The sequence below is a fragment of the Promicromonospora sp. NPDC050249 genome (assembly GCF_040656015.1).
GTDB lineage: Bacteria > Actinomycetota > Actinomycetes > Actinomycetales > Cellulomonadaceae > Promicromonospora.
The window spans coordinates 26,347-49,429 of record NZ_JBFAKY010000031.1; the positions used below are offsets into that span (position 1 = coordinate 26,347).

Sequence of the window (23,083 nt, forward strand, 5' to 3'; positions counted from 1 at the left end):
GTCACGCCGGAGGTCCGGACGTGATCAGGCTCACTCCGACTTGGTCACCTGGTACAGCAGCGGCTCGCTGTCCCAGCCGAACACGACGTCGTCGACCGCCTCGGACCAGCCACCCGTTGCGTTGTTGTACCACAGCGGGATACCCGGCAGGTCGTTGAAGAGGATCGTCTCGGCCTCCTTGTAGAGCTCGATCGCGGCCTCGGGGTCGGTGGCACCGTTCGCCTCGGTGAGCTTGTTGTCGAACTCCTCGCTCGAGTAGCCCATGTCGTTCGAGCCGGCACCCGTGCCGTAGACCGGGCCGAGGAAGTTGCTCATGGCCGGGTAGTCGGCCTGCCAGCCACCGCGGTAGATGCCCTTGATGTCGTCGTTGTCACGCGCGTCGAGGAACTCGTCGAACGTGGGGTAGGCGTCGAACTCGCAGTCGATGCCGAGCGTGTCGCGGATGCCGTTGCAGACCGGGTCGATCCACGACTGGTGGTCGCTGTCCGCGTTGGACGCGATCAGCAGCGGCTCGTCGCCCCAGGGCTCGATCGCCTCTGCCTCGTCCCAGAGCCGCTTGGCCTCCGCGGCGTCGAAGTCGAGGATCTCGCTGCCCTCGACGTCCTCGCTCCAGCCGTTGATGACCGGTGAGGTGAAGTCGGAGGCGGGGGTACGGGAGCCGCTGAACACGGTCTCCGTGACCTGGTCGCGGTCAATGGCCTTGGAGATCGCCTGGCGACGCAGCAGCCCGGCCTCACCCTGGAAGCCCTCGACGTACTCGGGAACCTGCAGCACCTGGATCACTGCGGCCGGCTGGTTGACGGCGCGGTCACCCAGCTCCTCCTCGAAGGTGCCGAACGCCGACGCCGGGACGTTGGTGACGATGTCCAGGTTGCCGTCGAGCAGGTCGTTGTACGCCGAGTCCTCGTCGGTGTACGCGACCAGGTCCACGCCGCCGTTCTGGGCCTTGCGCTCACCCGCGTACGACTCGTTCGGGCGCAGCTCGATGAGCGCGTTGTGCTCCCAGGTCTCCAGCACGTACGGGCCGTTTCCGATCGGGGCCTCGCCGGCTGCCTCCGGGTCCTCGAAGAAGGACTCGGGCAGCGGGTAGAACGCCGAGTAGCCCAGCCGCAGCGGGAAGTCGGACTCCGGCTGCGAGAGCGTCACGGTGAACTCGGTGTCGCTGACGACCTCGAGGCCGGACAGCTCCTCAGCCGCAGGCACCTCGCCCTCCAGGGGCACACCCTCGGCGTCGAGCTGGTCCTCGGCGAGCTGCAGGTCCTCGAAGCCCTCGATGGGCTCGAAGAAGTAGCTCAGGTTCTGTGCGTTGGGGCCGTAGGCGCCGTAGTTCCAGGCGTCGACGAAGCTCTGCGCCGTCACTGGCGTGCCGTCCGAGAACGTCCACCCGTCCTTGAGCGTGACGTTCCAGACCAGGTTGTCTTCCGACTCGATCGACTCGGCGACCTCGTTGTGCACGACGCCCTCGGCGTCGTAGTAGACGAGCCCGGCGAAGACGCTGCCGACAACCTTGGACCCGAAGGTCTCGTTGGTCATGGTCGGGATGATCGGGTTCTGCGGCTCGCCGTTGCCGACCGTCACGATGCCGGAGCTGGCGCCCTCGGCGGGAGGCTCTTCGCCCCCGCCGCCGCAAGCCGTCAGCACGAGCGCGGATGCGAGCGCGAACGCACTCAGCCCCACAAGTCGCTTTCGAGGTGTCACGTGTCCTCCTGGGTAGCAGTTCACCCCGGTCCGACGGGTTGCCGTCCGGAGCGATGCGGACGCTTCTTTGCGCCCAGTGATAACAGACCTAACGTAGCCGCTCCATACAGATGGCGATGACCACCTCACAGGAAAAGCCACCGAGTTGTGACCATCTCGGTATCCGCGGGTAACACTCGGTAACAGTTCTGACCAGGCGGTTCTCATACCCGTAACAAAGGTGCCGTCAGGCCGCTCACCAGGAAATTCACCCGTTGCCTCGGTCTATCACCCGCCCGTCGTGGAGTTCCACCACCCGGTCCGCACGCGCCATCAGCTCCGGGTCGTGCGTCGAGACGACGGCGGCGACGCCCCTCTCGTGCACCACCCGGGCGAGCAGGTCCATCACCACGGCGGCGGTCCCCGAGTCGAGCTGTCCGGTGGGCTCGTCCGCGAGCAGCAGCTCCGGATCGGCCACGAGCGCGCGGGCGATGCCCACCCGCTGCTGCTGACCACCCGAGAGCTCGTAGGGCCGCTGCTTCGCGTGTCCGGCCAGCCCGACGGCGTCCAGCGCAGCCGCCACCCGTTCCGTGCGCTCGGCGGGAGCCGTGCGCCGCAGGCGCAGCGGCACCTCCACGTTCTCCGCCGCGGACAGCACGGGCACCAGCCCGAATGACTGGAACACGTAGCCGATCCGCTCGCGACGGGCGGTGAGCACCGCCTTCTCCCCCAGCGCCGTCAGCTCGGAGTCGCCCAGCCACACGCTGCCCGACGTCGGACGGTCCAGGCCGCCCAGCAGGTTCAGCAGCGTGGTCTTGCCCGAACCGGACGGACCCCGCACCACGAGCAGCTCGCCCGCCGCGACCTCCAGCGACGCGCTGGTCAGCGCGTGCACCTCGCCTGCCCCCGTACCGAACACCCTGGTGAGGTCCTGGGCACGCAGCACGGTGCGCGCCTTCGTCGTCGTCGTCATCGGTCCTCCTCGGTCTTCCGGTCCACCGCCGGGGCCGGCGCCGCCGGCCAGACGCCGACGTGGTCCGGCTCCAGGGCCAGCCGCACGCGGTCGCGCAGGTCGAGCGCCTGCACGAAGTCCTGCGGCAGCTGCAGGCGGCCCACCCGGTCGAGCACCGCGAACTCCTCCGAGACGTGCCGTGCCTGACCGTGCTCGTCGGTCTCCGTGCGCCGGAGCGTCTCCGTGGAGGTACGGCCGTCGCGGATCTGGACGGTGCGCGCGACGTGCTCGGACACCGTCGGGTCGTGCGTCACGATCAGGGTGGTCACTCCCGTCTCCCGGTTCACGCCGCGCAGGGCCTCGAGCACCTCGACGGAGGTGGCCTCGTCGAGCTCACCGGTGGGCTCGTCAGCCAGCAGCACGCGGGGGCTGTTGGCCACGGCGACGGCGATCGCCGTCCGCTGCTGCTCCCCGCCGGACATCTCGCCCGGCCGCCGCCCGGCCACATGACCGACCTCCAGCAGCTCGAGCAGTGCCTCGACGCGGCGCGCGCGGTCCCGTCTCGACAGGCTCGACCCCCGGGACGCGAGCTCCAGCGGGAGCCGGACGTTCTCGCTCGCCGTGAGGTACGGCAGGAGGTTGCGCGAGGTCTGCTGCCACACGAAGCCGACGGTCGAGCGCTGGTAGCGCACCCGTTCGGCGTGCCCCATGGTCAGCAGGTCGGTGCCCGCCACCACCGCCGACCCACCGGTCGGCGTGTCCAGGCCGGAGAGGATAGTGAGCAGCGTGGACTTCCCGGACCCGGACGCGCCGACGACGGCGACGATCTCCCCCGGGTCGACGCTCAGCGTCAGTCCCTGCAGCGCCTGCACCTCGACGCCGTCCGTGGCGAAGATCCGGACCAGGTCGCCGCACCGGATCTCCCCGCCGTCCGCCGGAACGGTGGACACCGGAGCGCCGCCGTCCGTCAGCTCGATCGTCGTGCTCATCGGGTCTCCTCTCGAACGCCTTGGTCCCGAACGCCTGGGTACGGGGTCGTCGTGTCAGTCATTGCTGCCCATCCGCAGCTGAGCCGCCACCTCGCCGCGGCGGCTCAGCGCCGCCGCGACCCCCACCGCGGCCAGCACCACCACGACGAACCCTGCGGCGGCGACGCCGAGGAGCAGGGGGTCGTACTGCGGTCCGGGTTGCGTGATACCGCCCGTCAGGGCCGTGACGTCGACCGCGGCCAGCACGAGCGACGGCACCGCCACGCCGAGCACCGCGCCCACGACGAGTGCCATCACCGCCCAGGGCCCGATCTCCCAGCCGACGAGCCCGCGACCCTGGCGTGGCGACAGGCCGAGCGTCTGCAGCACGGCGAGCAGCCGGGCACGCGCGGGCGCCGCGAGCATCAACGTCATCACCACTGCCGCCGCGCAGAGCAGGCCCGCGAGCAGCACGGCCAGCACGAACGCGACCAGCAGCCCGCCGGAGACCGGCGCCGCCAGCATCTCGTCGGCCTCCTGGTCCGGGTCCTCGACCACCGCCGACGAGAACAGCCGAACGATCTTGGCGGTCACCACCGAACGGTCGGCGCTGTCAGCCAGGCCGACGAGTGCGAGCCGGGGGTAGCTGCTGCTGTCGCCGGTGCTCGCGGCCAGCCGGCCCGCGTCGACGAGGACAAGAGAGCGGTCGGCCGGCAGGCCGGGCAGTTCGTCGACCACGTCGACGACGCGCACAGGGACGTTGCCCTCCCGCGTCGCGAGCGTGATCCCGGTGCTGCCCGGGCTGACGCCGGGACCTGCTGCCGACCGGGTGAGGATCACCGGCACTGCGTCATCTGCCGCGCCGGCGGCCTGGGCCAGCTCACCGAGCGTCTCGGGCGTTCCGGCCACGTCTGCCTGGGCTGCCGCGAGCGCTGTGATGTCGACGGCGTACACCTCAGCGCGCGGGGAACCCCCCGCACCCTGCAGCACGCCGTCTCCCACCTCGTCGACCGGAACCACGACGTCGACGCCGTCGAGCGCGGCGATCTGCTCGACCGCCGCCTCGTCGAGTACCGGGCCGGAGATCCGGAGGTCGGCGCCGGTCGCGCGCCAGGCCTCGCGGACCACGCCGCCGGAGACCGTGGAGTACAGCACCGCGGACGTCGCGGCGACGGCCACGGCGAGCACGAGCGCTACCGCGGGCACGGGTCCGCCCGCCGGGTCTCGCGTGGCGCGGGCAGCCCCGAGGAACGGCACCAGGTCGCGGCGCGGCGCGAGCGCGCGCTCGGCCGCCAGCGCGATCCAGGGGTAGGCGCGCACCGCGAGCAGGGTGAGCGCGAGAGAGACCAGGAGCGGCGCCGCGGCCACCAGCGGGTCGACGCCGGAGCCCGCACCCGAGCCGGCCACCACCCCGCGGGAGAGCAGCAGCCAGGTCGCGAGTGCCGCGCCCGCGACGACGAGCACCTCGAGCACCCAGCGCACGCGGCTGCGCGAGCGGGGCGCGAGGTCCGCCCGGGTGGTCCGGAGCCCGGCGGGCGACGTGGCGAGCGCGAGAGCGGCCGCCGGGGCGAGCCCCGCCGCCAGGGCGAGCCCTACCTGGCTCACGGTCACCGGCGCGTCCATACCGAGCCCGGTCGAGAGGGCGAGGCCCGCCCCGAACCCGACGGCCGCCGAGCCGAGCCCGACGACAAGCCCTTCGCCGCCCATGAGCAGGCGGAGCTGGCTCCCTGACGCTCCGCGAGCGCGCAGCAGGGCGAGGGCCGAACGGCGTCGGTCCACGACGAGCCGAGCGCCCAGGGCGAGCACGGCGACGGTCGCACCGAGCGGTCCGACGGCGAGGACCGCGACTATCGCGTCGACACCGGTGCGCTGCGCGAGCAGACGCTCCAGGATCTCGCTGAGCCGGCTGTCGGGCCGCAGCTGGATCGGCGTGGGGTCGTCGGGTCCGGCCGCGACGGGGATCACCTTGGTCGAGAGCCCGTTGACCTGGGACAGGAGTTCCGGCACGGCGTCCGCCGTCACGTCGTCGGTGCTGACCGGGTACCAGACACGGGTCTCGGCGTACCCCAAGGTCAGGGGCACGATCATCGCTGGGCTGACATAGACGGAGGCCGTACCGAGCAGGCCGCGGTTGGGGTCGTTGATGACGGAGGCCCGTGCGCCGAGGCCGTTGTGCAGCCAGTAGTCGGCGTCGGGGTCACCGGTCTCGAAGATCCCCGTCACGACCAGGCTGGGGTACCGGTCCGCCAGGGAGACCACGCCAGAGCCGCCCAGCGTGCCGTACCGCCCGCCGAGCTCCCAGCCGTAGACGTCGGCGACGGCGCGCGAGACCGCCACCTCGAACGGGCGGTTGCCGCCCGCCGCTGTTGCCGACGGCCAGCTCCCCTCGACGAGCTCGGCCCGGTCCGCCAGGCCCGGAGCCGCCCGGAGCAGAATCTTGGCCTCGGCCAGCTCCGAGGCCGGCACCGGGTCCGTGTAGGCGAGGTCGGTAGCGCTCACGTGGAAGTCGGGCACGCCCATCGCCGAGCGCAGCGGCTCCGGTATCTCTCCGCGCACGGCGTCGAGGTTGGCGAGGAACGCTGACCAGTCGGGTTCGGCGGGGGTCCCTTCGGCGGGCTCCTCGCCCGGATCGTAGAACATCCCGCCCGGCGGCTCTCCGGGAACCGCCCCGACCACGGAGATCACGTCCCGGGAGAGGCCGGAGGCCGCCGCCGTCTCGTAGGCCACCTGGTCCCCGTGCATGGTGGCGACGGCGCGCGGCGCGGTCGACAGCACCCCGGCCGCGAGGAACGCGACGACGCCGAGCGTCGCCGTGGCACCCCAGGACGTGCGCAGCTGCCGCCGCGCGAGCAGACCCAGTCCGGACAGTGCGCCCATCAGCGGACCTCCTCCCGATACGTGGTGTCGCGGGCCTGCGCGGCGACACGCGCGCCCACCCCTGCAGCCACCAGGACGAGGCCGGCCACCGCGGCGGCCAGCACCAGGCCGGTTCCAGCGGTCTCCAGGACGAACCGGGCCGGCGGTGCCGCGTCGATGCCGGTCAGCGTCGCGGCCGCGAGGCCGCCGACCACGAACCGGGCGACCCACCAGCCGGCGACGGCGCCCACCGCGAGCGCCACCAGTCCGACGGAGATCAGCTCGGCGGACCGTGCCCGGGCCTGCGCCACCGGGCCGAGCCCGACGGCGCGCAGCACGATCACCTCGCCGCGTCGCTGGCGCAGTGTCGCCACCGCGACCGCGAGCACTCCCGCGAGGGCGAGCACTGTCGCTCCCGCGGCGGCGAGCCAGAACGAGACCCGGACCGGTACGGCCGTGGCCGTGGTGCCGTGGCCGGGCGTCGTGACGTCCGGCCGGTCGCGGACTGTCGTACTGGTGGCCTCGGCCTCGGCGGTCACCTGCTGGGCGAGGCGGTTCACGGCGGCGGCGGGTGCGGTCGCGCCGGGCGGGCCAGCGGCCAGCCACACCTCGCTCGTCAGCACCGGTTCGTCGACCTCACGGACCAGCGCGGCGGCGAGCGCACCCCGGTCGATCAGGGCGGCGTACGGCTCGAGCGCGCCGGGCACCGTGCCCGACGACCCGACGGCCACGACCGTCAGACGCGCCCCGCCGAGGGTCAGCTCGAACGGGTCCTCCGGCTCGATGCTCAGCGCCTCCGTCAGCGAGGACGAGACGAGCATCGGGATCGGGGCCGGTTCGGGCGTGGTCAGGAGCCGCAGTCTGCTGGCCGCCCCCGCGCCGTCGCTGAGCGGCATGCTGAGCTCGACCCCTCCGGGCGGCGCGTCGGGGCTCAGCTCCAGGCCGTCCGCGCCGTCGAACGTCTCGGACGGTGTCCACCCGGAGGCCTCCAGGGGTTCCCCACCCGCGGTGAGCCCGACGACGGCCAGCCTCGCGTCGGCGAGCGACCAACCCGGCCGGGTGTCCAGGTCGAGGGCGGCGACGCGCCATGTCTGGCCCGCGGGAGGTGGAGGCACCTCGGCGGACAGCTCATGGGTCGTCGGGTCCGGGCCGAGGGTGCTGCCGGTCCCGTCACCCTCGGCGAGCCGTCCGAGCTCGAGCGTGGCGAGCGTCCCGTCGGACGCGGCGAGCACCATCGACATCTCCAGCTCGTGCAGGGGGGCGGCCGCCGGCGGCGTCACGCCCATGAGCGGGCGGATCCAGCCGCTCACCGTGAGGCGGACGTCGCGGGCGTCGCCGGGCAGGGCGGGCGCCGTCGCGAACGCGTCGCCGGCCAGTTTTCCGGCCACCCGGTCGACGTCGAGCACCTCGGTCGGCGCCCGCATCACAGCGGGCAGCGCGGCGGCGGGCAGCGCGAGCATCGTGACCGGGCGCCCGTCGGAGTAACCCGTGGCGGCCAGCGCGGGCGCCGCGGCGACGGCGTCCGGGCCTGCATCGGTACCCGACGCGCCCAGCAGGTACGGCGCCGGGTCGAGGCGCCCGTTCTCCGGCGCCGTGACCCGCACGTCCGCGCCGTTGGCGAGCACGTCGACGTCGGCCCGCAGCCGCTCGGCGGTTCCGGTGTATCCCCCGGCCAGGGTCGCGGCGCCGCCCGCTAGCACGAGCAGGACCACCGGTACGACGTAGACGACGAGCCGCCGGGCCACCTGCCGGGCCGCCAGCGGCCCCACGACACCGCGCGACCGGCCGGCGAGCGCCGCCCACAGCCGGGTGGCCGGGCCGAGCACCGCCATCGCCGCCACGGCGAGCGCGGCCAGCACGAGGGCCGGCGCCGCGGCCGCCGTGAGGTCGGTGCGCGCACCGCCGGGGGTGGTCAGGAGCGGGGAGCCGTAGCGCAGCAGCTGGGTGACGCTCACCGCGGCGGCCGCCACCGTCAGCACCACCGTGCCCAGCGCGGCCACCTGGCGTACGCGTCCCGAGCGGTCGGTCACCTGGCGCCGCACCGCCGCCTGCGCCTGCAGCGCCGCCACGAGCGTGAGCGTCACGGCCGCCACCGCGGCTACTGCGAGCGCTACCGCCACCGGCGTCGCCGCGGGGGCTGCGGCCCCGCCGTCCGACGCGGCGACGATCCCCAGTGCGGCCCACCCCGCTGTTCCGCCCGCCGCCGCGGCGGTGAGCGACAGCAGCACGCCCTCGACGACGGCCGCCGCCGTCACCGTCCCGGGCGCGGCACCGCGGGAGACGAGCAGAGCTACCTCTCCCTCCCGGGTGGCGGCCAGCAGCCGCGCCACCTGCACCAGTGCGACCAGGCCCACCAGTGCCAGCAGACAGAGCGGCACCAGGGCGACGGCGTCCGCCGTGTCCAGCGCAGCCGCGAGGTCCGCGGTCGTCGTGTCGAGCGTTCCCGCGACGGTCAGGCCGCGGGGCGCGACGGACGTGTCCTCGCCCAGACCGCTCTTGATCTCGGCGGCGAGCGCCGCGAGGGCGGGCAGGTGCGCGGGGGTGAGCGTGGCGCCGTCGGGCACCACCGTCCAGCGGGCGAACGGGTCGGTGTCCAGGTCGGCCAAGGTCTCCCGGCTCACCACCACCGGGCCGGGGTAGGCGCCGTCCGAGCCGGTCAGCATCGCGGGGTCGCCCAGCCAGACCGCGTCGTCGGGGTCGGTGACCCGCCAGGTCGCCGTGATCGTGACCCGCGTGCCGGTGGCGGCGGGGCTGTCGGGGTCGACGCCGAGGCGGATGGTGTCCCCGACGTCCAGGCCCGCGGCCTCCGCGGCGTCGGCCTGCACGGCCGCCTCGTCAGGGGCGGTGGGCCAGGCGCCGTCCGCCAGGGTGACACCCGAGGCGCCCGCGCCGGCCAGCGCCTCCGCGCGCGACGAGGCCGGGAGCAGTGCCACCGACCAGCGGCCCAGGTCCTGTCCCGCGCTGCCCCGCGTGTGCTGCGGCTCGGTCCGCACGTCGTAGGCGACCTGGTGCGGTACGCCGTCGAGCAGGCCGGCGAGCACCTGCTGGACCTTGGCGTCCTGCGCGTCGGCAGCGGAGCCGTCCGCCATCCGGGTGGCGAGCTGCAGTGCGCGGCCGGACGGCTCCGCGGACGCGAGCCCGCCGCGGGCGGCGGCGGTGGCGGCGGCCTGCGTCCAGCCAACCGTCACGCCGAGAGCGCCGGTGAGCACCGCCACCAGCAGCCAGACGAGCGCAAGCAGCCCACGGTGCGCCCTGGACCGGCGGGCAAGGAGAGTGGCTCGGCTCACGGAGCCAAACTAGCCGCGCCCTGTGACACCGACTACAAAACTACCGCCGCCCCGGGCAACGATCCGGTCACGCTGCTCAGCCGCAGCGCCTCGGCGGCGCTCACCTCCGGCGGACGGCGCAGGTGGTGGCGCAGGCTCATCTGCGCGCCTCCCGGCGCACGTTCACCAGGGTGAAGACGCCGCCGAGCACCGGGACGAGCGCCAGGACCCGCGTGCGCGGCAGAAGGCCCTGACCGAGCAGCGCCGTGACGGCCACCGCCAGGTACAGCGCACCGTGCGTCGGACCGAGGGCCGACGCGACGCCCTCGACGTGCACCGTGGCCAGGTTGACGAGCAGGGCGGCCACGCTCAGGAGCTCCAGGACCGAGAGCACCTCGAGCGCGCGCAGCAGCGGCCTCACACCGACCCCGGCTGGACGACCATGAGCACGACGACCGCGGCCCACAGCAGGTTGAAGACGCCGGTCAGCATGCTCAGCCCACGCAGCCGCGCGGCGTCGCCCGGACTCTCCAGCACTGCCCGCTGGCCAGGCGTGATGCGCAGTGCGAGCAGACCGCCCGCGACGGCGGTGAGCACCATCGCCGTGACGATCCAGATCTCGCCCAGGCGCCCCTGGACCGCCGCCAGCACCAGGCCGATCACGGGAACCACGAGGGCCAGCATGCCGTAGACCCGGGTCACGCCGTGCAGCATCCGCGCCACCGACGCACTGCGCTCGGCCCGGGCGGCGGTGTCCGCCGTACCGGCCGCCAGTGGGGCGAAGCGTGGGAACAGGCTGGTGGTCACCGCCACCGGACCGACGAAGAGAATGCCCGCGAGCACGTGCGCGGACAGCAGCAGGTTTTCCATACCTTCAGCCTAACTGAAGGATGGCCATGCTTCAGACTGCCTGAAGGTCAGCGGCTCCGGGACGACAGGTGCTCCTCGATCTGCCGTCGCATGGCCTCGACGAGCACGGGGTACTCCGCGGCGAACTGGGCGTCGAGCACCGCGACCCGCTCGGCCGCCTCCCCCAGCAACCGCTCGCCGGCCGCGGTGACCTGCAGCCGCGACGCCGCGCCGGCGCGCGCCGTAGCGTCCTCGACGAGACCGTCCGCCGCGAACGCGGCCACGGCGGTGTGGGCGCTCTGCACGGTGATGCGCGAGCGGCGGGCCAGCTCGCTGAACGAGACGCCCGGCGTCGCACGGATGTGCCCCAGCAGGCCGTACTTGCGGGTCGTGAGGCCGAGCGGCTTCAGGGCGTCGGCGAGCGCGGCGTCCCAGACCCGGCCGATCGTCAGCAGGGCGACCGTCGGGCTGAACGGCGGTTTCTGGGGCATGGCAGCAGGCTAACCGGACCGGCGTACTACGGCGCCGGAGGTAGCACCACGCCGAGACAGAACTGTGGCGAGATAGAACCGCGGTCCGCTGCGGTTCTATCTCGCCCTGGTCCTACTTCGCCGTGCTTCTACCTCGCCACAGCTCTGTCTCGGCGCAGTTCTGTCTCGGCGGTCAGCGCCGGCCGGCCGGCACGTACGGGCGCTCCGTCGCGCCGGTGTACACCTGGCGCGGGCGGCCGATCTTCGTCTGCGGGTCCTTGATCATCTCGCGCCACTGCGCGATCCAGCCGGGCATGCGGCCCAGCGCGAACAGCGGCGTGAACATGGCGGGCTCGAAGCCCATCGCCTTGTAGATGAGGCCCGTGTAGAAGTCGACGTTCGGGTAGAGCTTGCGCTCCACGAAGTAGTCGTCCGAGAGGGCGATCTCCTCGAGGCCGCGCGCGATGTCGAGCAGCTCGTCCTTGGCGCCGAGCTTGTCGAGCACCTCGTCGGCCGACTTCTTCACGATCGCGGCACGCGGGTCGTAGGACTTGTAGACCCGGTGGCCGAAGCCCATCAGGCGCACGCCGTCCTGCTTGTTCTTGACCTTCTCCATGAAGGTCTCGACGGTCTCGCCACCCGAGCGGATCTTCTCCAGCATGGTCAGCACGGCCTCGTTGGCGCCGCCGTGCGCCGGACCGGACAGGGCGTTCACGCCTGCCGCCACCGAGGCGTAGAGGGTCGCGTTGGACGAGCCGACGACACGCACCGTGGACGTCGAGCAGTTCTGCTCGTGGTCCGCGTGCAGCACGAGCAGCTTCTCCAGGGCGTCCACGATCATCGGGTCGGCCTCGTACGCCTCGTACGGCGTCGCGAACGTCATGCGCAGGAAGTCCTCGACGTACCCGCGTGAGTAGTCCGGGTACAGCAGCGGCTCGCCCACCCGGCGACGGTGCAGGTAGGACGTGATGGTGCGCGTCTTGGCGAGCAGCAGCACGGTGGCCAGGTCGACCTGGTCGTCGTCCCCGGGGTCCAGGGACTCGGGGTAGAACGTGCCCAGGGCGTTCACCGCGGACGCGAGCACCGCCATCGGGTGCGCGTTCCGGGGGAAGGTGCCCATGAACGTGCGGAAGTCCTCGTGCACCAGCGTGTGGCGGTTGACCCGCTCGGTGAACGAGTCCAGCTCCGCGGCACTCGGCAGCTCGCCGTAGATGAGCAGGTACGCCACCTCGAGGAAGCCCGAGCCGGAGGCCAGCTGGTCGATCGGGTACCCGCGGTAGCGCAGGATGCCCGCGTCACCGTCGATGTAGGTGATCGACGACTCGCACGACGCCGTGTTCATGAAGCCGGGATCGACCGTGACCAGGCCCGTGTCCTTGAGCAGCGACGACACGACTATGCCGTCGTTCCCCTCGCTCGCGGCGACGACAGGCAGGGTGTGAGAGGTTCCGTTGACGGCGAGCTCGACGCGGCTCGAGCCGTCCACCGGTGTGGAGGTCATGTCTTCCTTCCTGAATGGCGCACGAGGGACGCTGCTGTGAAACTGCGGTGAAGGAAATTCACGGGCAGCGTCGACCTGGGGCACGACAGTATCGCGCCCTGCTCTTTATTTTCCAATCCGTCGGTCAAGCCTCTGTGAGGCGCGCCACAGCGTCGGTCATCTGCGCGTCAGTGGAGGTCAGCGCCACTCGCGTGTGCTCGTTGTCGCCGTACAGGTGGCCGGGTGCGGTGAGGATGCCGCGATCCGCGAACCATTCCGCGATCTGCAGGCCGGAACGCCCGTCCGGCGCCGCCACCCAGAGGTACAGACCTGCTCCCGATTCCTCCACGACGAGCCCTGCGGCGATGACCGCGGCGGTCAGCGCCCTGCGCCGGGCGCCGTAGACCTCGCGCTGCGCGGCGACGTGCTCGTCGTCGGACAGCGCGGCCGTCATCGCGGCCTGCACCGGAGCAGGCACGATGAGGCCGAGATGCTTGCGGGTCTGCGTGAGGTCGGCGATCAGCGCCGGGTCGCCCGCGAGGAACGCCGCCCGGTAGCCCGCGATGCTCGACTGCTTGGAGAGGGAGTACGCGGCGAGGAGCCCGTCGTGGGAAGCGTCACACACGCGCGGGTCGAGGATCGACGGCACACCCTCGTCGACCCAGGGGGCCTCCCACGCCAGCTCGGCGTAGCACTCGTCGGAGACGACGACGGCGCCGATGGCGCGCGCCGCCTCGACGACGGCACGCAGGGCCGCGACGTCCAGCACCCGGCCCGTCGGGTTCCCGGGCGAGTTGACCCACACCATGCGCACGTCGTCCCGGCCGGCCCAGTCGGCGACGTCGTCGGTCGCGAGCGGCGTGGCGCCCGCCGCGCGGATGCCCGCCACGTACGTCGGATAGGCGACGGCCGGGTGCACGACGACGTCGCCCGGTCCGAGGTGGAGCAGCGAGGGCAGCAGGCCGACGAGCTCCTTGGAACCGATCGTCGGCACGACGGCGGCGGGGTCGAGGCCGGGCACGCCCCGGCGTCTGGCGAACCAGTCGGCGACTGCCTGGCGCAGCGCGGGCGTGCCCGCCGTCATCGGGTAGCCGGGCGCGTTGGACGCCGCCTCGAGCGCGTGCCGCACGACCTCGGGCGTCGGGTCGACGGGCGTGCCCATCGAGAGGTCGACCAGACCGCCCGGGTGAGCCTTGGCGGTCGCCGTGATGCCGGCGATCGAGTCCCAGGGGTACGGCAGGTCGGAGAGGTCGTGCAGACCCATGTCGGCCGTCAGGCCTGGGGCGGGAGGGCCGCGATCATCGGGTCGTCCTTCTCGATGACGCCCATCTTCGCGGCACCACCGGGCGAGCCGAGGTCGTCGAAGAACTCGACGTTCGCGCGGTAGTAGTCCTTCCACTCATCGGGGACGTCGTCCTCGTAGTAGATGGCCTCCACCGGGCAGACCGGCTCGCAGGCACCGCAGTCCACGCACTCGTCGGGGTGGATGTACAGGGAGCGGCTGCCCTCGTAGATGCAGTCCACGGGACACTCCTCGATGCATGCCCGGTCCTTGACGTCGACGCATGGCTGAGCGATCACGTAGGTCACTTCGAGGGTGTCCTTCCACTTCCGGACTTGAGGATCATGCACGATGCGGACCGCGGGACGAGCCCGGCGGCGCGATCCTAGTATCTCCCGGGAGACCCTCAGATCCCCACCGGTCTCACGCAGCGGAAAGGGAACCTACGTGACATTCGCTACACCACCGGCTCCGACGGGCGCCTGGCGCACGCTCGGACCCGGCACGCGGGTGGTCGTGCGGCGCCGGCTCACGCCCGCGGGCCCCGTGGTGTCCGACGGCGGAACGGCCCACCGCTGGACGGATCTGATCGGCTTTGTCGTCGAGGTGTCCGACGCCGGTCTGCGGCTCCGCACCGATCCCGTGCCCGGCCGCGGGGAGCCGGAAGAGGTCTCCGTCGCGGCCGCCGACATCGAGACCGCCAAGCCGATCCCGCCGCGGCCCGTCAGGCGTTCTGGTCCACCCAGATGACGCCCGTCGGGCACATGCTCACTGCCTCCTGCACGGCGAAGTCGAGCTCCGGGCCCGGGCGCTCGTTCAGCAGGATGACGCGGTCGTCGTCATCCTGAGCGAACACCTCGGGAGCGAGCAGCACGCACTGGCCGGCGCCGCAGCAGGCGTCCTGGTCCACGTTGATCTTCATGGGACTACTCTCCCCACCCGACACCCACTTCGCCTAATCGGCGGCCGGGAGACCCGGCACGTCACAGGCGCCGAACGGAGGAGCAGCCGCCCTCTCACTGCCGAGAAGGCGACTGCTCTTCTGTTCGACGAGTCAAGGACAGCCTCAGGCGTTGGCCACCAGGCCCAGCTCCGCGACGCTCGTCAGGTGGGAGTGCTTGGGCACTATCCGCACCGTGTAGCCGAACGGGCCCGACGTGTCCAGCTCCACCTCGCCGCCGAACGCGTGCCGCCCGGCCTCGTAGGACTCGGTGAGTGCGAGCGGCTCGGCGGCGAACTCCTCGATGACGTCGGCGTCGGTGACCCGGCCGTGCACCACCTGGACGTCCACGTCGTCGGGCGAGAGCGGGCCGAGCGAGACGTAGGCGCGCACGGTGAGCCGGTCGCCGACCTGCACCGCCTCGCCGATCCCCGCGGACTCCACGTGGTCCACCCGCACCTGGGACCACGAGTTCCGCACGTGCTCCTTCCAGCCCGCCAGGTCCTTCGCGGCGGCGAACCCGTCGGTGGCGAGCAGCCGGCCCGCCTCGGCGGCCGGGGCGTACAGGCCGTGCACGTACTCGGAGACCATGCGCGTCGCTTGCACCTTCGGGCCGAGCGTGGCCAGCGTGTGCCGCACCATCTCGAGCCAGCGGCCCGGCACCCCGTCGATCCGGTCGTAGAACGCGGGCGCCACCTGGGACTCGACCAGGTCGTACAGCGCTGCGGCCTCCAGGTCGTCCCGGCGGTCAGCGTCCTCGACGCCGTCAGCGGTGGGGATGCCCCAGCCGTTCTCGCCGTCGTACCACTCGGCCCACCAGCCGTCCTCGATCGAGAGGTTCAGGCCGCCGTTGAGCGCGCTCTTCATGCCGGAGGTCCCTGAGGCCTCCAGCGGCCGCAGCGGGTTGTTCAGCCAGACGTCGCAGCCCGGGTACAGCGACTGCGCCATGCCGATGTCGTAGTTCGGCAGGAAGACGATGCGGTGCCGCACCTCGGGGTCGTCGGCGAACCGGACGAGCTGCTGGATGAGCCGCTTGCCGGAGTCGTCGGCCGGGTGCGACTTGCCCGCCACGACGAGCTGAACGGGCCGCTCGGGGTGCAGCAGGAGCGCCTTGAGCCGGTCCTGGTCGCGCAGCATGAGCGTGAGCCGCTTGTAGGTGGGCACGCGGCGGGCGAAGCCGATGGTGAGCACGTCGGGCGACAGGATGTCGTCGACCCAGCCGAGCTCGGCCGGGGACGCCCCGCGCTCGCGCCAGGACTTGCGGACCCGGCGCCGGGCCTCGGCCACGAGCTCGCCGCGCAGCTCGCCGCGCAGGGCCCACAGCTCGGCGTCGGACACTCTGCTCGGGTCGAGCCAGCCGGCCGACGCCTCGGGCGCGGTGATCTGGTCCAGCCCCATCCGCTCCGCCTCCACGGCGGCAAGCCGGGGAGCGACCCAGGTGGGCGAGTGCACACCGTTGGTGACCGACCTGATCGGCACCTCCCGCGCGTCGAACCCTGGCCACAGTCCCTCGAACATCTCCCGCGAGACCTGGCCGTGCAGCAGCGAGACGCCGTTCGCCCGGCCGCCGAGCCGCAGGCCCATCACCGCCATGTTGAACACGGTGGGGTCGCCGCCGTCGTAGTCCTCGGAGCCGAGCGCCAGCACGCTCTCCAGCGGCACGCCGTCCATCGCGTTGTCGCCGCCGAAGTAGGTGCTGACCAGGTCCTTCGGGAACCGGTCGATACCCGCGGGGACGGGCGTGTGCGTGGTGAACACCGTCGCGGCGCGTACCGCCTCGTGCGCCTCGCCGACGCTCAGGCCGGATCCGACGAGCTCGCGGATGCGCTCCACCCCGAGGAAGCCGGCGTGGCCCTCGTTGGTGTGGTAGACCTCCGGGTCCGGCGCCCCGGTCAGGCGCGACCAGGCGCGCAGCGCACGCACGCCGCCCACACCGAGCAGCAGCTCCTGCTGCAGGCGGTGCTCGCCGCCGCCGCCGTAGAGGCGGTCCGTGACCTTGCGGGACGCGTCGTCGTTCTCCGGCACGTTCGAGTCGAGCAGCAGCAGCGGCACCCGGCCGACGGCGGCGACCCAGACGTGCGCGTGCAGCTTGCGGCCGCCGGGCAGGTCGAGCGAGATGAGCGCGGGCGTGCCGTCCTCCTCGCGCAGGACCGCGAGCGGCAGGCCGTCCGGGTCGAGCAACGGGTACGTCTCCACCTGCCACGCGTCACGGGTCAGCGACTGCCGGAAGTAGCCGGCCCCGTACAGCAGGCCAACGCCCACGATGGGCACGCCCATGTCGGAGGCGCTCTTCAGGTGGTCACCCGCCAGGATGCCGAGGCCGCCCGAGTACTGCGGCAGCACCGAGGTGATGCCGAACTCCGGCGAGAAGTAGGCGATGGCGCGCGGCAGCTCGCCGCCCGACGTCGTCGTCTGCCCCTGGTACCACTGCGGGTCCCGCAGGTAGCGGTGGAGGTCGTCCGACGCCGCGCGCACCCGGCCGGTGAACGCTTCGTCGGCGGCGAGCGCCGCCAGGCGTTCGGAGCCGAGCGCGGCGAGCAGCGCCACGGGATCGCCCCGGACGTCGGACCAGAGTTCTGGGTCGATGCTCGCGAACAGCTCGCGCGTCGGCGCGTGCCAGGACCAGCGAAGGTTCTGGGCCAGCTCGTCGAGCGCTGCGAGCTGCTCGGGGAGGACCGTGCGGACGGTGAATCTGCGGATCGCTCTCACTGGACGAAGACTACGCACATGTCCGGGCGAGCACACCCCGCCTGGTGGGATATGGGATCCGGTCCGCACAGCGTCATCATGGCGACGTCACGGCGTCGCTGCGGACCTCCGGCTACGGACCTCCACAAGACAGTTTCGAAACCCGGCGCGCCCGGAAGGCGAGTGCCCCGTATGGGTCGATAGCGTGTTCCGGTGAGCCCGTACACGACTCCCGGCCGGATCGGCCGAATCCCCGTCCTCGAGGTCTCCCCCGTCGTCGAGGCCGGACGGTGGCCGGCGAAAGCCGTGGTCGGAGAGGTGGTCCCGATCGAGGCGACGGTCTTCCGCGAGGGGCACGACGCCGTCGCCGCGACGGCCGTGCTCATCGCCCCGGACGGGTCCGACCACTCGTGGGCCCCGATGGTCGACGTCGCCCCCGGCCTGGACCGCTTCCGCGGTTTTCTGCAGCCCGACGCCGAGGGCGACTGGTCGTTCCGGGTGGAGGGGTGGTCGGACCCGTACGCGACCTGGGTGCACGACGCGGGGATCAAGATCGCCGCGGGCATCGACACCGAGCTGATGCTCGCGGAGGGCGTGCGGCTGTTCGACAGGATCTGCCGCCGGGTGCCGGACGACGCACTGGTCGCCGGGGGCCGCACCACCCGTGCCGCACGGGCCCTGACCGCGGCGCGGCGGGCACTGGGTGACGCCTCCCGTCCGGCGGAGGCCCGGTTCGCGGTGGCGACCTCGCCCGAGGTCACCGAGGCCCTGCGGCGTGCACCCCTGCGTGAGCTGGTCTCGGCGTCGGACAGCTACCCGCTGCGGGTGTCCCGGCCGCTGGCGCTGGCCGGGGCCTGGTACGAGATGTTCCCCCGGTCGGAGGGGGCGTACCAGAAGAAGGACGGCACGTGGGTGTCCGGCACGTTCAGGACTGCTGCCAAGCGGCTGCCGGCCATCGCGGCGATGGGGTTCGACGTCGTCTACCTGACGCCCATCTCCCCCATCGGCACCACGTTCCGCAAGGGCCGCAACAACTCGCTGGAGGCCCTGCCGGGTGATCCGGGCAGCCCCTACGCGATCGGGTCGGCGGACGGCGGGCACGACGCCATCCACCCGGACCTGGGTACGGAGAAGGACTTCAAGGCCTTCGTCTCGGCGGCCCGTGAGCAGGGTATGGAGGTGGCGCTCGACATCGCCCTCAACGCGTCGCCCGAGCACCCCTGGATCACCGAGCACCCCGAGTGGTTCGTCATCCGTGCCGACGGGTCCATCGCCTACGCGGAGAACCCGCCCAAGAAGTACCAGGACATCTACCCGCTCAGCTTCGACACGGATCCCGAGGGTCTGTACGCGGCGATGCTGGACGTCTTCCGCACGTGGATCGACCGGGGCGTCACCCTGTTCCGGATCGACAACCCGCACACCAAGCCGGTCAACTTCTGGGAGTGGCTCCTCGCGGAGGTGCACGCGACGAACCCCGAGGTCATCTTCCTGTCGGAGGCGTTCACCAAGCCGGCGATGATGCAGACGCTGGCGCGGGTCGGCTTCCACCAGTCGTACACCTACTTCACCTGGCGCAACACGAAGGAGGAGATCGAGGAGTACCTGGCCGAGGTCAGCGGGCCGCAGGGCTCTGTGCTGCGTCCGTCCTTCTGGCCCACCACCCACGACATCCTGCCGCCCTACCTGAGCGACGGCGGCGTCGCGGCGTTCGCCGTACGCGCGGTGCTGGCCGCGACGGGCTCGCCCACCTGGGGCATCTACTCGGGCTACGAGCTCGTGGAGAACGTCCCGCGACCCGGCGCCGAGGAGCAGATCGACAACGAGAAGTACGAGTACCGGCCGCGGGACTGGGAGCGCGCCGACGAGTACGGGATCGCGCTGCTGCTGGGCAAGCTCAACGAGATCCGCCGGGCGCACCCGGCGCTCCAGCAGCTCCGGAACCTGACGATCCATCCCACGACGAACAGCAACGTGGTCGCGTTCTCGCGGCGGATCCCCGCTGATCGTCTCCCGCGCGCGACAGCGAAGCCGCAGGGCCGCACCATGAGTGCAGGGGGCAACGATCGGCGTGCCCCGCGGCACGACGACGTGGTCGTGGTCGTGCTGAACCTGGACCCCCGGAACGCACAGGAGTCTGTAGTGGACCTGAACCTTTCCGCCCTCGGCCTCAGTGCTCCCGAGGGCGACGACAGTGCCCCGTTCTTCGTGGCACACGACCTGTTGTCCGGCGAGACCTACGGCTGGGGGGCCCATCCCTGGGTCCGGCTGGACCCGCAGGTCCGCGTGGCACACGTCCTCCAGGTGGGTCGGGCATGACGACCTTCGGACCGGGTGGCCCCGCCGTCGGGCCGCCAGAGGGTTATCCACTGGGGGCCGAGGGCGCACAGCCCGAACGGCCCAGCATGCCGAACCCGCCGTCGGTGCCCGTGCCCGTCCAGGCGCTGCCGCCGCGGCGGCAGCCGCGCCTGGACGCCCGGCGCAAGGGCCTGACGCACGATCCCGAGTGGTACAAGAAGGCCGTCTTCTACGAGGTGATGATCCGGTCGTTCTCCGACTCGGGCGACAACGGCGCGGGCGACCTGCGCGGCCTCGTGGAGCGACTCGACTACCTGGAGTGGCTGGGCATCGACTGCCTGTGGCTGCCGCCGTTCTTCCCCTCGCCGCTGCGCGACGGCGGGTACGACGTCGCGGACTTCACGGCGGTCTCGCCGCAGTTCGGCACCATCTCGGACTTCAGCGACCTGGTGGCCGCCGCGCACGAGCGGGGCATCCGCGTGGTGATCGACCTGGTCATGAACCACACCAGCGACGCCCACCCGTGGTTCCAGGCCTCGCGCGCCGACCCGGAGGGCCCGTACGGCGACTTCTACGTGTGGAGCGACGACCCCACGCGGTACGAGGGCGCGCGCATCATCTTCGTGGACACCGAGACGTCGAACTGGACGTTCGACCCGGTGCGGCGGCAGTACTTCTGGCACCGGTTCTTCAGCCACCAGCCCGACCTGAACTTCGAGAACCCGCGCGTGGTCGAGGCGATGCTCGACGTCGCGCGGTTCTGGCTGCAGCTGGGCGTGGACGGCTTCCGGCTGGACGCCGTGCCGTACCTGTTCGAGGCAGAGGGCACCAACTGCGAGAACCTGCCCGAGACCCATGACTTCCTGCGCAAGGTGCGGCGCATGGTCGACACGGAGTTCCCGGGCCGCATCCTGCTGGCCGAGGCGAACCAGTGGCCGGCGGACGTCGTCGAGTACTTCGGCACGGACGACGAGCCCGAGTGCCACATGTGCTTCCACTTCCCCGTGATGCCGCGGATCTTCTACGCGATCCGTGACCAGCGGGCCCGCCAGCTGCTGGAGATCCTCGCGGACACCCCGGCCATCCCGGCGAGCGGGCAGTGGAGCACGTTCCTGCGCAACCACGACGAGCTCACCCTGGAGATGGTGTCCACGGAGGAGCGCGCCAGCATGTACGGCTGGTACGCCCCCGACCCGCGCATGCGGGCCAACGTGGGGATCCGACGGCGGCTCGCACCGCTGCTGGACAACGCCCGCAAGGAGATCGAGCTGGCCAACGCGCTCCTGCTCTCGCTGCCCGGCACCCCGTGCCTGTACTACGGCGACGAGATCGGCATGGGCGACAACATCTGGCTGCCCGACCGCGACGCGGTACGCACCCCCATGCAGTGGACGCCCGACCGCAATGCCGGCTTCTCCACCGCCGACCCGGGCAAGCTCTACCTGCCGCTCGTCCAGTCGCTCGTGCACCACTACCAGCACACGAACGTCGAGGCCCAGCTCGCGCAGCCGACGTCGCTGCTGCACTGGATGCACAACATGCTGGCGTTCCGGCGCCTGCACCCGACGTTCGGGACCGGCGACTTCACGGCGCTCGACTGCAACGACGAGTCGGTCATCGCGTTCACCAGGTCCTCCGCCGAGGAGACCATCCTGGTGGCCGCCAACCTGTCCGCCACGGCGCGCTCGTCGACCATCAAGCTGCCCGGATACGCCGGCTGGACGCTCACCGACGTGTTCGGCGGGGCCGGGTTCCCGAGCGTCGGCGACGACGGGATCCTGACGATGACGTGGGGTGCGCGCGACTTCTACTGGCTGGTGCTGGCCCCACCGACAAGGTCCGGTGCCGACGACACGGCGGGGCAGGCGCGAGAGGCGTGAGCCCCGCGCGACTCGTCCACGTCTCCCCGGGGGCCGCGCACCTCCCCCCGGAGGTGCTGCGGCTGCTGGACACGTGGCTGCCCCAGCAGCGCTGGTACCCGGTGCCCGCCGAGGGGGTGACGCACGAGCCCTGGCTCACCGTCACCGTCCCGGGGGTCGCCGACGTCGTCGTCGCCCTCCTGCGGCTGGCCGGCCCCGGCCTCGCCGCGGGCTCCGACTCGCTGGTGATCCAGGTGCCGCTGGTGCTGACCCCCACCGCCGAGCCGGAGGCCGACACCGTCGAGACCGAGGCCGCGGGCCTGATCGGCACGGTGACGACGGCGTCGGGCACCGCGACGGTGCACGACGGCGGGGTCCACCCCGCCGCCTGGCACGCCTACCTCACCACCGCCCTGCCGGAGGCGTGCGAGCCGGAGGACTGCGCCGAGCTGGCCGGTGCGCGACGCATCTCCGGCGAGCAGTCGAACACGTCGGTGATGCTTCCCGCCCTGTCCGCGCACGGGGGCCGGGGCGGGATGCTCAAGATCCTGCGGACCGTCGCGCTGGGCCCACACCCCGACGTCGTGATCCCGGAGGCCCTGACCCGGGCCGGCTGGGACGGTGTGCCGCGGTTCCTCGGCGCCGTCCCGCTGCCGGTACCCGACGACCTCGACGCGGCGCCGCTCGCCCATCTCGCCGTGCTCTCCGAGCTGGTCACCGACGCCACCGACGGGTTCGAGCTCGCCTGCGCGTACGCGTCGCGCGACGAGGACTTCGGGGAGCGGGCCGCGGAGCTCGGGGCCGTCGTCGCACAGCTGCACGCCGTGCTGCTCGAGGCGCTCGGCCCGGGCCCCGGCCTCGAGCCCGCGAGCTTCATGGGGGTGCTGCGGCGGCGCGCCGCCGAGGCGTTCGCCGACGTCCCCGACCTGGCCCCGCACCGCGCGGGCGTCACCGCGCTGTTCGACGCCGTGAGCGAGCGGCTGTCCGCCGTCGTCGAACGCACCGGCGGGCTCGTGCCCCTGCAGTCCATCCACGGGGACCTGCACCTCGGCCAGGCGCTCTACTCGCCGGACGGCTGGAAGGTGCTCGACTTCGAGGGTGAGCCGCAGCGCCCCGTGTCCGAACGCGTCGCGCCCGACCTGCCGCTGCGCGACGTCGCCGGACTGCTCCGCTCGCTCGACTACGCGGCCGCCGTCGGGCAGGCGACCGACCCGCACTGGGCCGGGCACGCCCAGATCAGCTTTCTCGAGGGGTACCGCGAAGCGCACGCCGGAGCGGTGCCCGCGGCGTCGGGCGGCGAGCTCTCCGTCGCCACCGCCGAGCTGCTGCTGCGCGCGCTCGTCCTGGACAAGGCGCTGTACGAGGTGGTCTACGAGTTCCGGCACCGGCCCGCGTGGATGCACATCCCGCTGACGGCCGTCGAACGTGTGCTCGCTTCGTGACCCCTACCAGCCCGGACGTGTCGCACGTCACCTGCTCCCCATGGAAAGGTGAACCC

At 72.3% G+C, this 23,083-nt stretch carries 17 protein-coding genes; 4 read left to right on the top strand and 13 right to left on the bottom strand.

Annotated elements, in window-relative coordinates:
• Positions 1-30 precede the first annotated feature (30 nt).
• The 11 genes from AB0I32_RS21580 to fdxA all read right to left on the bottom strand — a co-directional run bounded on the left by AB0I32_RS21580 (position 31) and on the right by fdxA (position 14,108).
• Positions 31-1,698: an ABC transporter substrate-binding protein gene (locus AB0I32_RS21580; protein WP_357509747.1), complete on the bottom strand. Its 1,668-nt coding sequence runs from the start codon at positions 1,696-1,698 to the stop codon at positions 31-33.
• Between the two features lie 247 nt (positions 1,699-1,945).
• Positions 1,946-2,650 (bottom strand): ABC transporter ATP-binding protein, encoded by a 705-nt coding sequence (locus AB0I32_RS21585; protein ID WP_357509749.1) that lies wholly within the window; start codon positions 2,648-2,650, stop codon positions 1,946-1,948.
• Positions 2,647-3,618, bottom strand: a complete 972-nt coding sequence (locus AB0I32_RS21590; RefSeq protein WP_357509751.1) for an ABC transporter ATP-binding protein — start codon at positions 3,616-3,618, stop codon at positions 2,647-2,649. The genes AB0I32_RS21585 and AB0I32_RS21590 overlap by 4 nt, the downstream gene beginning before the upstream one ends.
• Positions 3,619-3,672: 54 nt before the next feature.
• On the bottom strand, positions 3,673-6,474 hold the full coding sequence (locus AB0I32_RS21595; RefSeq protein ID WP_357509753.1) for an FtsX-like permease family protein: 2,802 nt from the start codon (positions 6,472-6,474) through the stop codon (positions 3,673-3,675).
• Positions 6,474-9,740: an FtsX-like permease family protein gene (locus AB0I32_RS21600; RefSeq protein WP_357509755.1), complete on the bottom strand. Its 3,267-nt coding sequence runs from the start codon at positions 9,738-9,740 to the stop codon at positions 6,474-6,476. Before AB0I32_RS21600 ends, AB0I32_RS21595 begins: the two co-directional genes overlap by 1 nt.
• Before the next feature lie 136 nt (positions 9,741-9,876).
• Entirely contained in the window at positions 9,877-10,140 is a 264-nt protein-coding gene (locus AB0I32_RS21605) for a hypothetical protein (RefSeq protein WP_357509756.1), read from the bottom strand.
• Positions 10,137-10,589, bottom strand: a complete 453-nt coding sequence (locus AB0I32_RS21610; RefSeq protein WP_357509758.1) for a hypothetical protein — start codon at positions 10,587-10,589, stop codon at positions 10,137-10,139. Before AB0I32_RS21610 ends, AB0I32_RS21605 begins: the two co-directional genes overlap by 4 nt.
• A gap of 47 nt (positions 10,590-10,636) precedes the next feature.
• Positions 10,637-11,059, bottom strand: a complete 423-nt coding sequence (locus tag AB0I32_RS21615; RefSeq protein ID WP_357509760.1) for a MarR family transcriptional regulator — start codon at positions 11,057-11,059, stop codon at positions 10,637-10,639.
• A gap of 172 nt (positions 11,060-11,231) precedes the next feature.
• On the bottom strand, positions 11,232-12,539 hold the full coding sequence (locus AB0I32_RS21620; protein WP_357509762.1) for a citrate synthase: 1,308 nt from the start codon (positions 12,537-12,539) through the stop codon (positions 11,232-11,234).
• A gap of 124 nt (positions 12,540-12,663) precedes the next feature.
• Positions 12,664-13,782: a succinyldiaminopimelate transaminase gene (gene dapC, locus AB0I32_RS21625; protein ID WP_357509764.1), complete on the bottom strand. Its 1,119-nt coding sequence runs from the start codon at positions 13,780-13,782 to the stop codon at positions 12,664-12,666.
• A gap of 8 nt (positions 13,783-13,790) precedes the next feature.
• Positions 13,791-14,108: a ferredoxin gene (gene fdxA, locus AB0I32_RS21630; RefSeq protein ID WP_020017584.1), complete on the bottom strand. Its 318-nt coding sequence runs from the start codon at positions 14,106-14,108 to the stop codon at positions 13,791-13,793.
• A 139-nt stretch (positions 14,109-14,247) separates the two neighbouring features.
• Here fdxA and AB0I32_RS21635 point away from each other — a divergent pair, with 139 nt between their 5' ends.
• Entirely contained in the window at positions 14,248-14,550 is a 303-nt protein-coding gene (locus AB0I32_RS21635; RefSeq protein ID WP_357509766.1) for a DUF6725 family protein, read from the top strand.
• On the opposite strand, the gene AB0I32_RS21640 is transcribed toward AB0I32_RS21635, so the two are convergent.
• Positions 14,525-14,722: a ferredoxin gene (locus AB0I32_RS21640; protein WP_357509768.1), complete on the bottom strand. Its 198-nt coding sequence runs from the start codon at positions 14,720-14,722 to the stop codon at positions 14,525-14,527. The two genes, AB0I32_RS21635 and AB0I32_RS21640, sit on opposite strands and share 26 nt — an antisense overlap.
• A 144-nt stretch (positions 14,723-14,866) precedes the next feature.
• The gene (gene glgP / locus AB0I32_RS21645; protein ID WP_357509770.1) at positions 14,867-17,449 is read right to left on the bottom strand and encodes an alpha-glucan family phosphorylase; all 2,583 of its coding nucleotides are present in this window, start codon (positions 17,447-17,449) and stop codon (positions 14,867-14,869) included.
• A gap of 192 nt (positions 17,450-17,641) precedes the next feature.
• On the opposite strand from glgP, the gene AB0I32_RS21650 reads away from it, so the two are divergent.
• From AB0I32_RS21650 to AB0I32_RS21660, 3 genes are read left to right on the top strand one after another with little or no spacing between them, the layout of a single operon-like run.
• Positions 17,642-19,747 carry an alpha-1,4-glucan--maltose-1-phosphate maltosyltransferase gene (locus AB0I32_RS21650; RefSeq protein WP_357509772.1) on the top strand — a complete coding sequence of 702 codons (2,106 nt, stop codon included), beginning with the start codon at positions 17,642-17,644 and terminating at the stop codon, positions 19,745-19,747.
• On the top strand, positions 19,744-21,606 hold the full coding sequence (gene treS, locus AB0I32_RS21655; RefSeq protein ID WP_357509774.1) for a maltose alpha-D-glucosyltransferase: 1,863 nt from the start codon (positions 19,744-19,746) through the stop codon (positions 21,604-21,606). The genes AB0I32_RS21650 and treS overlap by 4 nt, the downstream gene beginning before the upstream one ends.
• Entirely contained in the window at positions 21,603-23,027 is a 1,425-nt protein-coding gene (locus tag AB0I32_RS21660; protein WP_357509776.1) for an aminoglycoside phosphotransferase, read from the top strand. Before treS ends, AB0I32_RS21660 begins: the two co-directional genes overlap by 4 nt.
• The last annotated feature ends 56 nt before the right edge of the window (positions 23,028-23,083 follow it).

What these genes read in the sequence shown, in the direction of transcription:
- treS (WP_357509774.1), top strand. Translation starts at nt 19,744, where the DNA reads ATGACGACCTTCGGACCGGGTGGCCCCGCCGTCGGGCCGCCAGAGGGT.
- AB0I32_RS21590 (WP_357509751.1), bottom strand. Translation starts at nt 3,618, where the DNA reads ATGAGCACGACGATCGAGCTGACGGACGGCGGCGCTCCGGTGTCCACC.
- AB0I32_RS21620 (WP_357509762.1), bottom strand. Translation starts at nt 12,539, where the DNA reads ATGACCTCCACACCGGTGGACGGCTCGAGCCGCGTCGAGCTCGCCGTC.
- AB0I32_RS21640 (WP_357509768.1), bottom strand. Translation starts at nt 14,722, where the DNA reads ATGAAGATCAACGTGGACCAGGACGCCTGCTGCGGCGCCGGCCAGTGC.
- dapC (WP_357509764.1), bottom strand. Translation starts at nt 13,782, where the DNA reads ATGGGTCTGCACGACCTCTCCGACCTGCCGTACCCCTGGGACTCGATC.
- AB0I32_RS21595 (WP_357509753.1), bottom strand. Translation starts at nt 6,474, where the DNA reads ATGGGCGCACTGTCCGGACTGGGTCTGCTCGCGCGGCGGCAGCTGCGC.
- AB0I32_RS21615 (WP_357509760.1), bottom strand. Translation starts at nt 11,059, where the DNA reads ATGCCCCAGAAACCGCCGTTCAGCCCGACGGTCGCCCTGCTGACGATC.
- AB0I32_RS21610 (WP_357509758.1), bottom strand. Translation starts at nt 10,589, where the DNA reads ATGGAAAACCTGCTGCTGTCCGCGCACGTGCTCGCGGGCATTCTCTTC.
- AB0I32_RS21585 (WP_357509749.1), bottom strand. Translation starts at nt 2,650, where the DNA reads ATGACGACGACGACGAAGGCGCGCACCGTGCTGCGTGCCCAGGACCTC.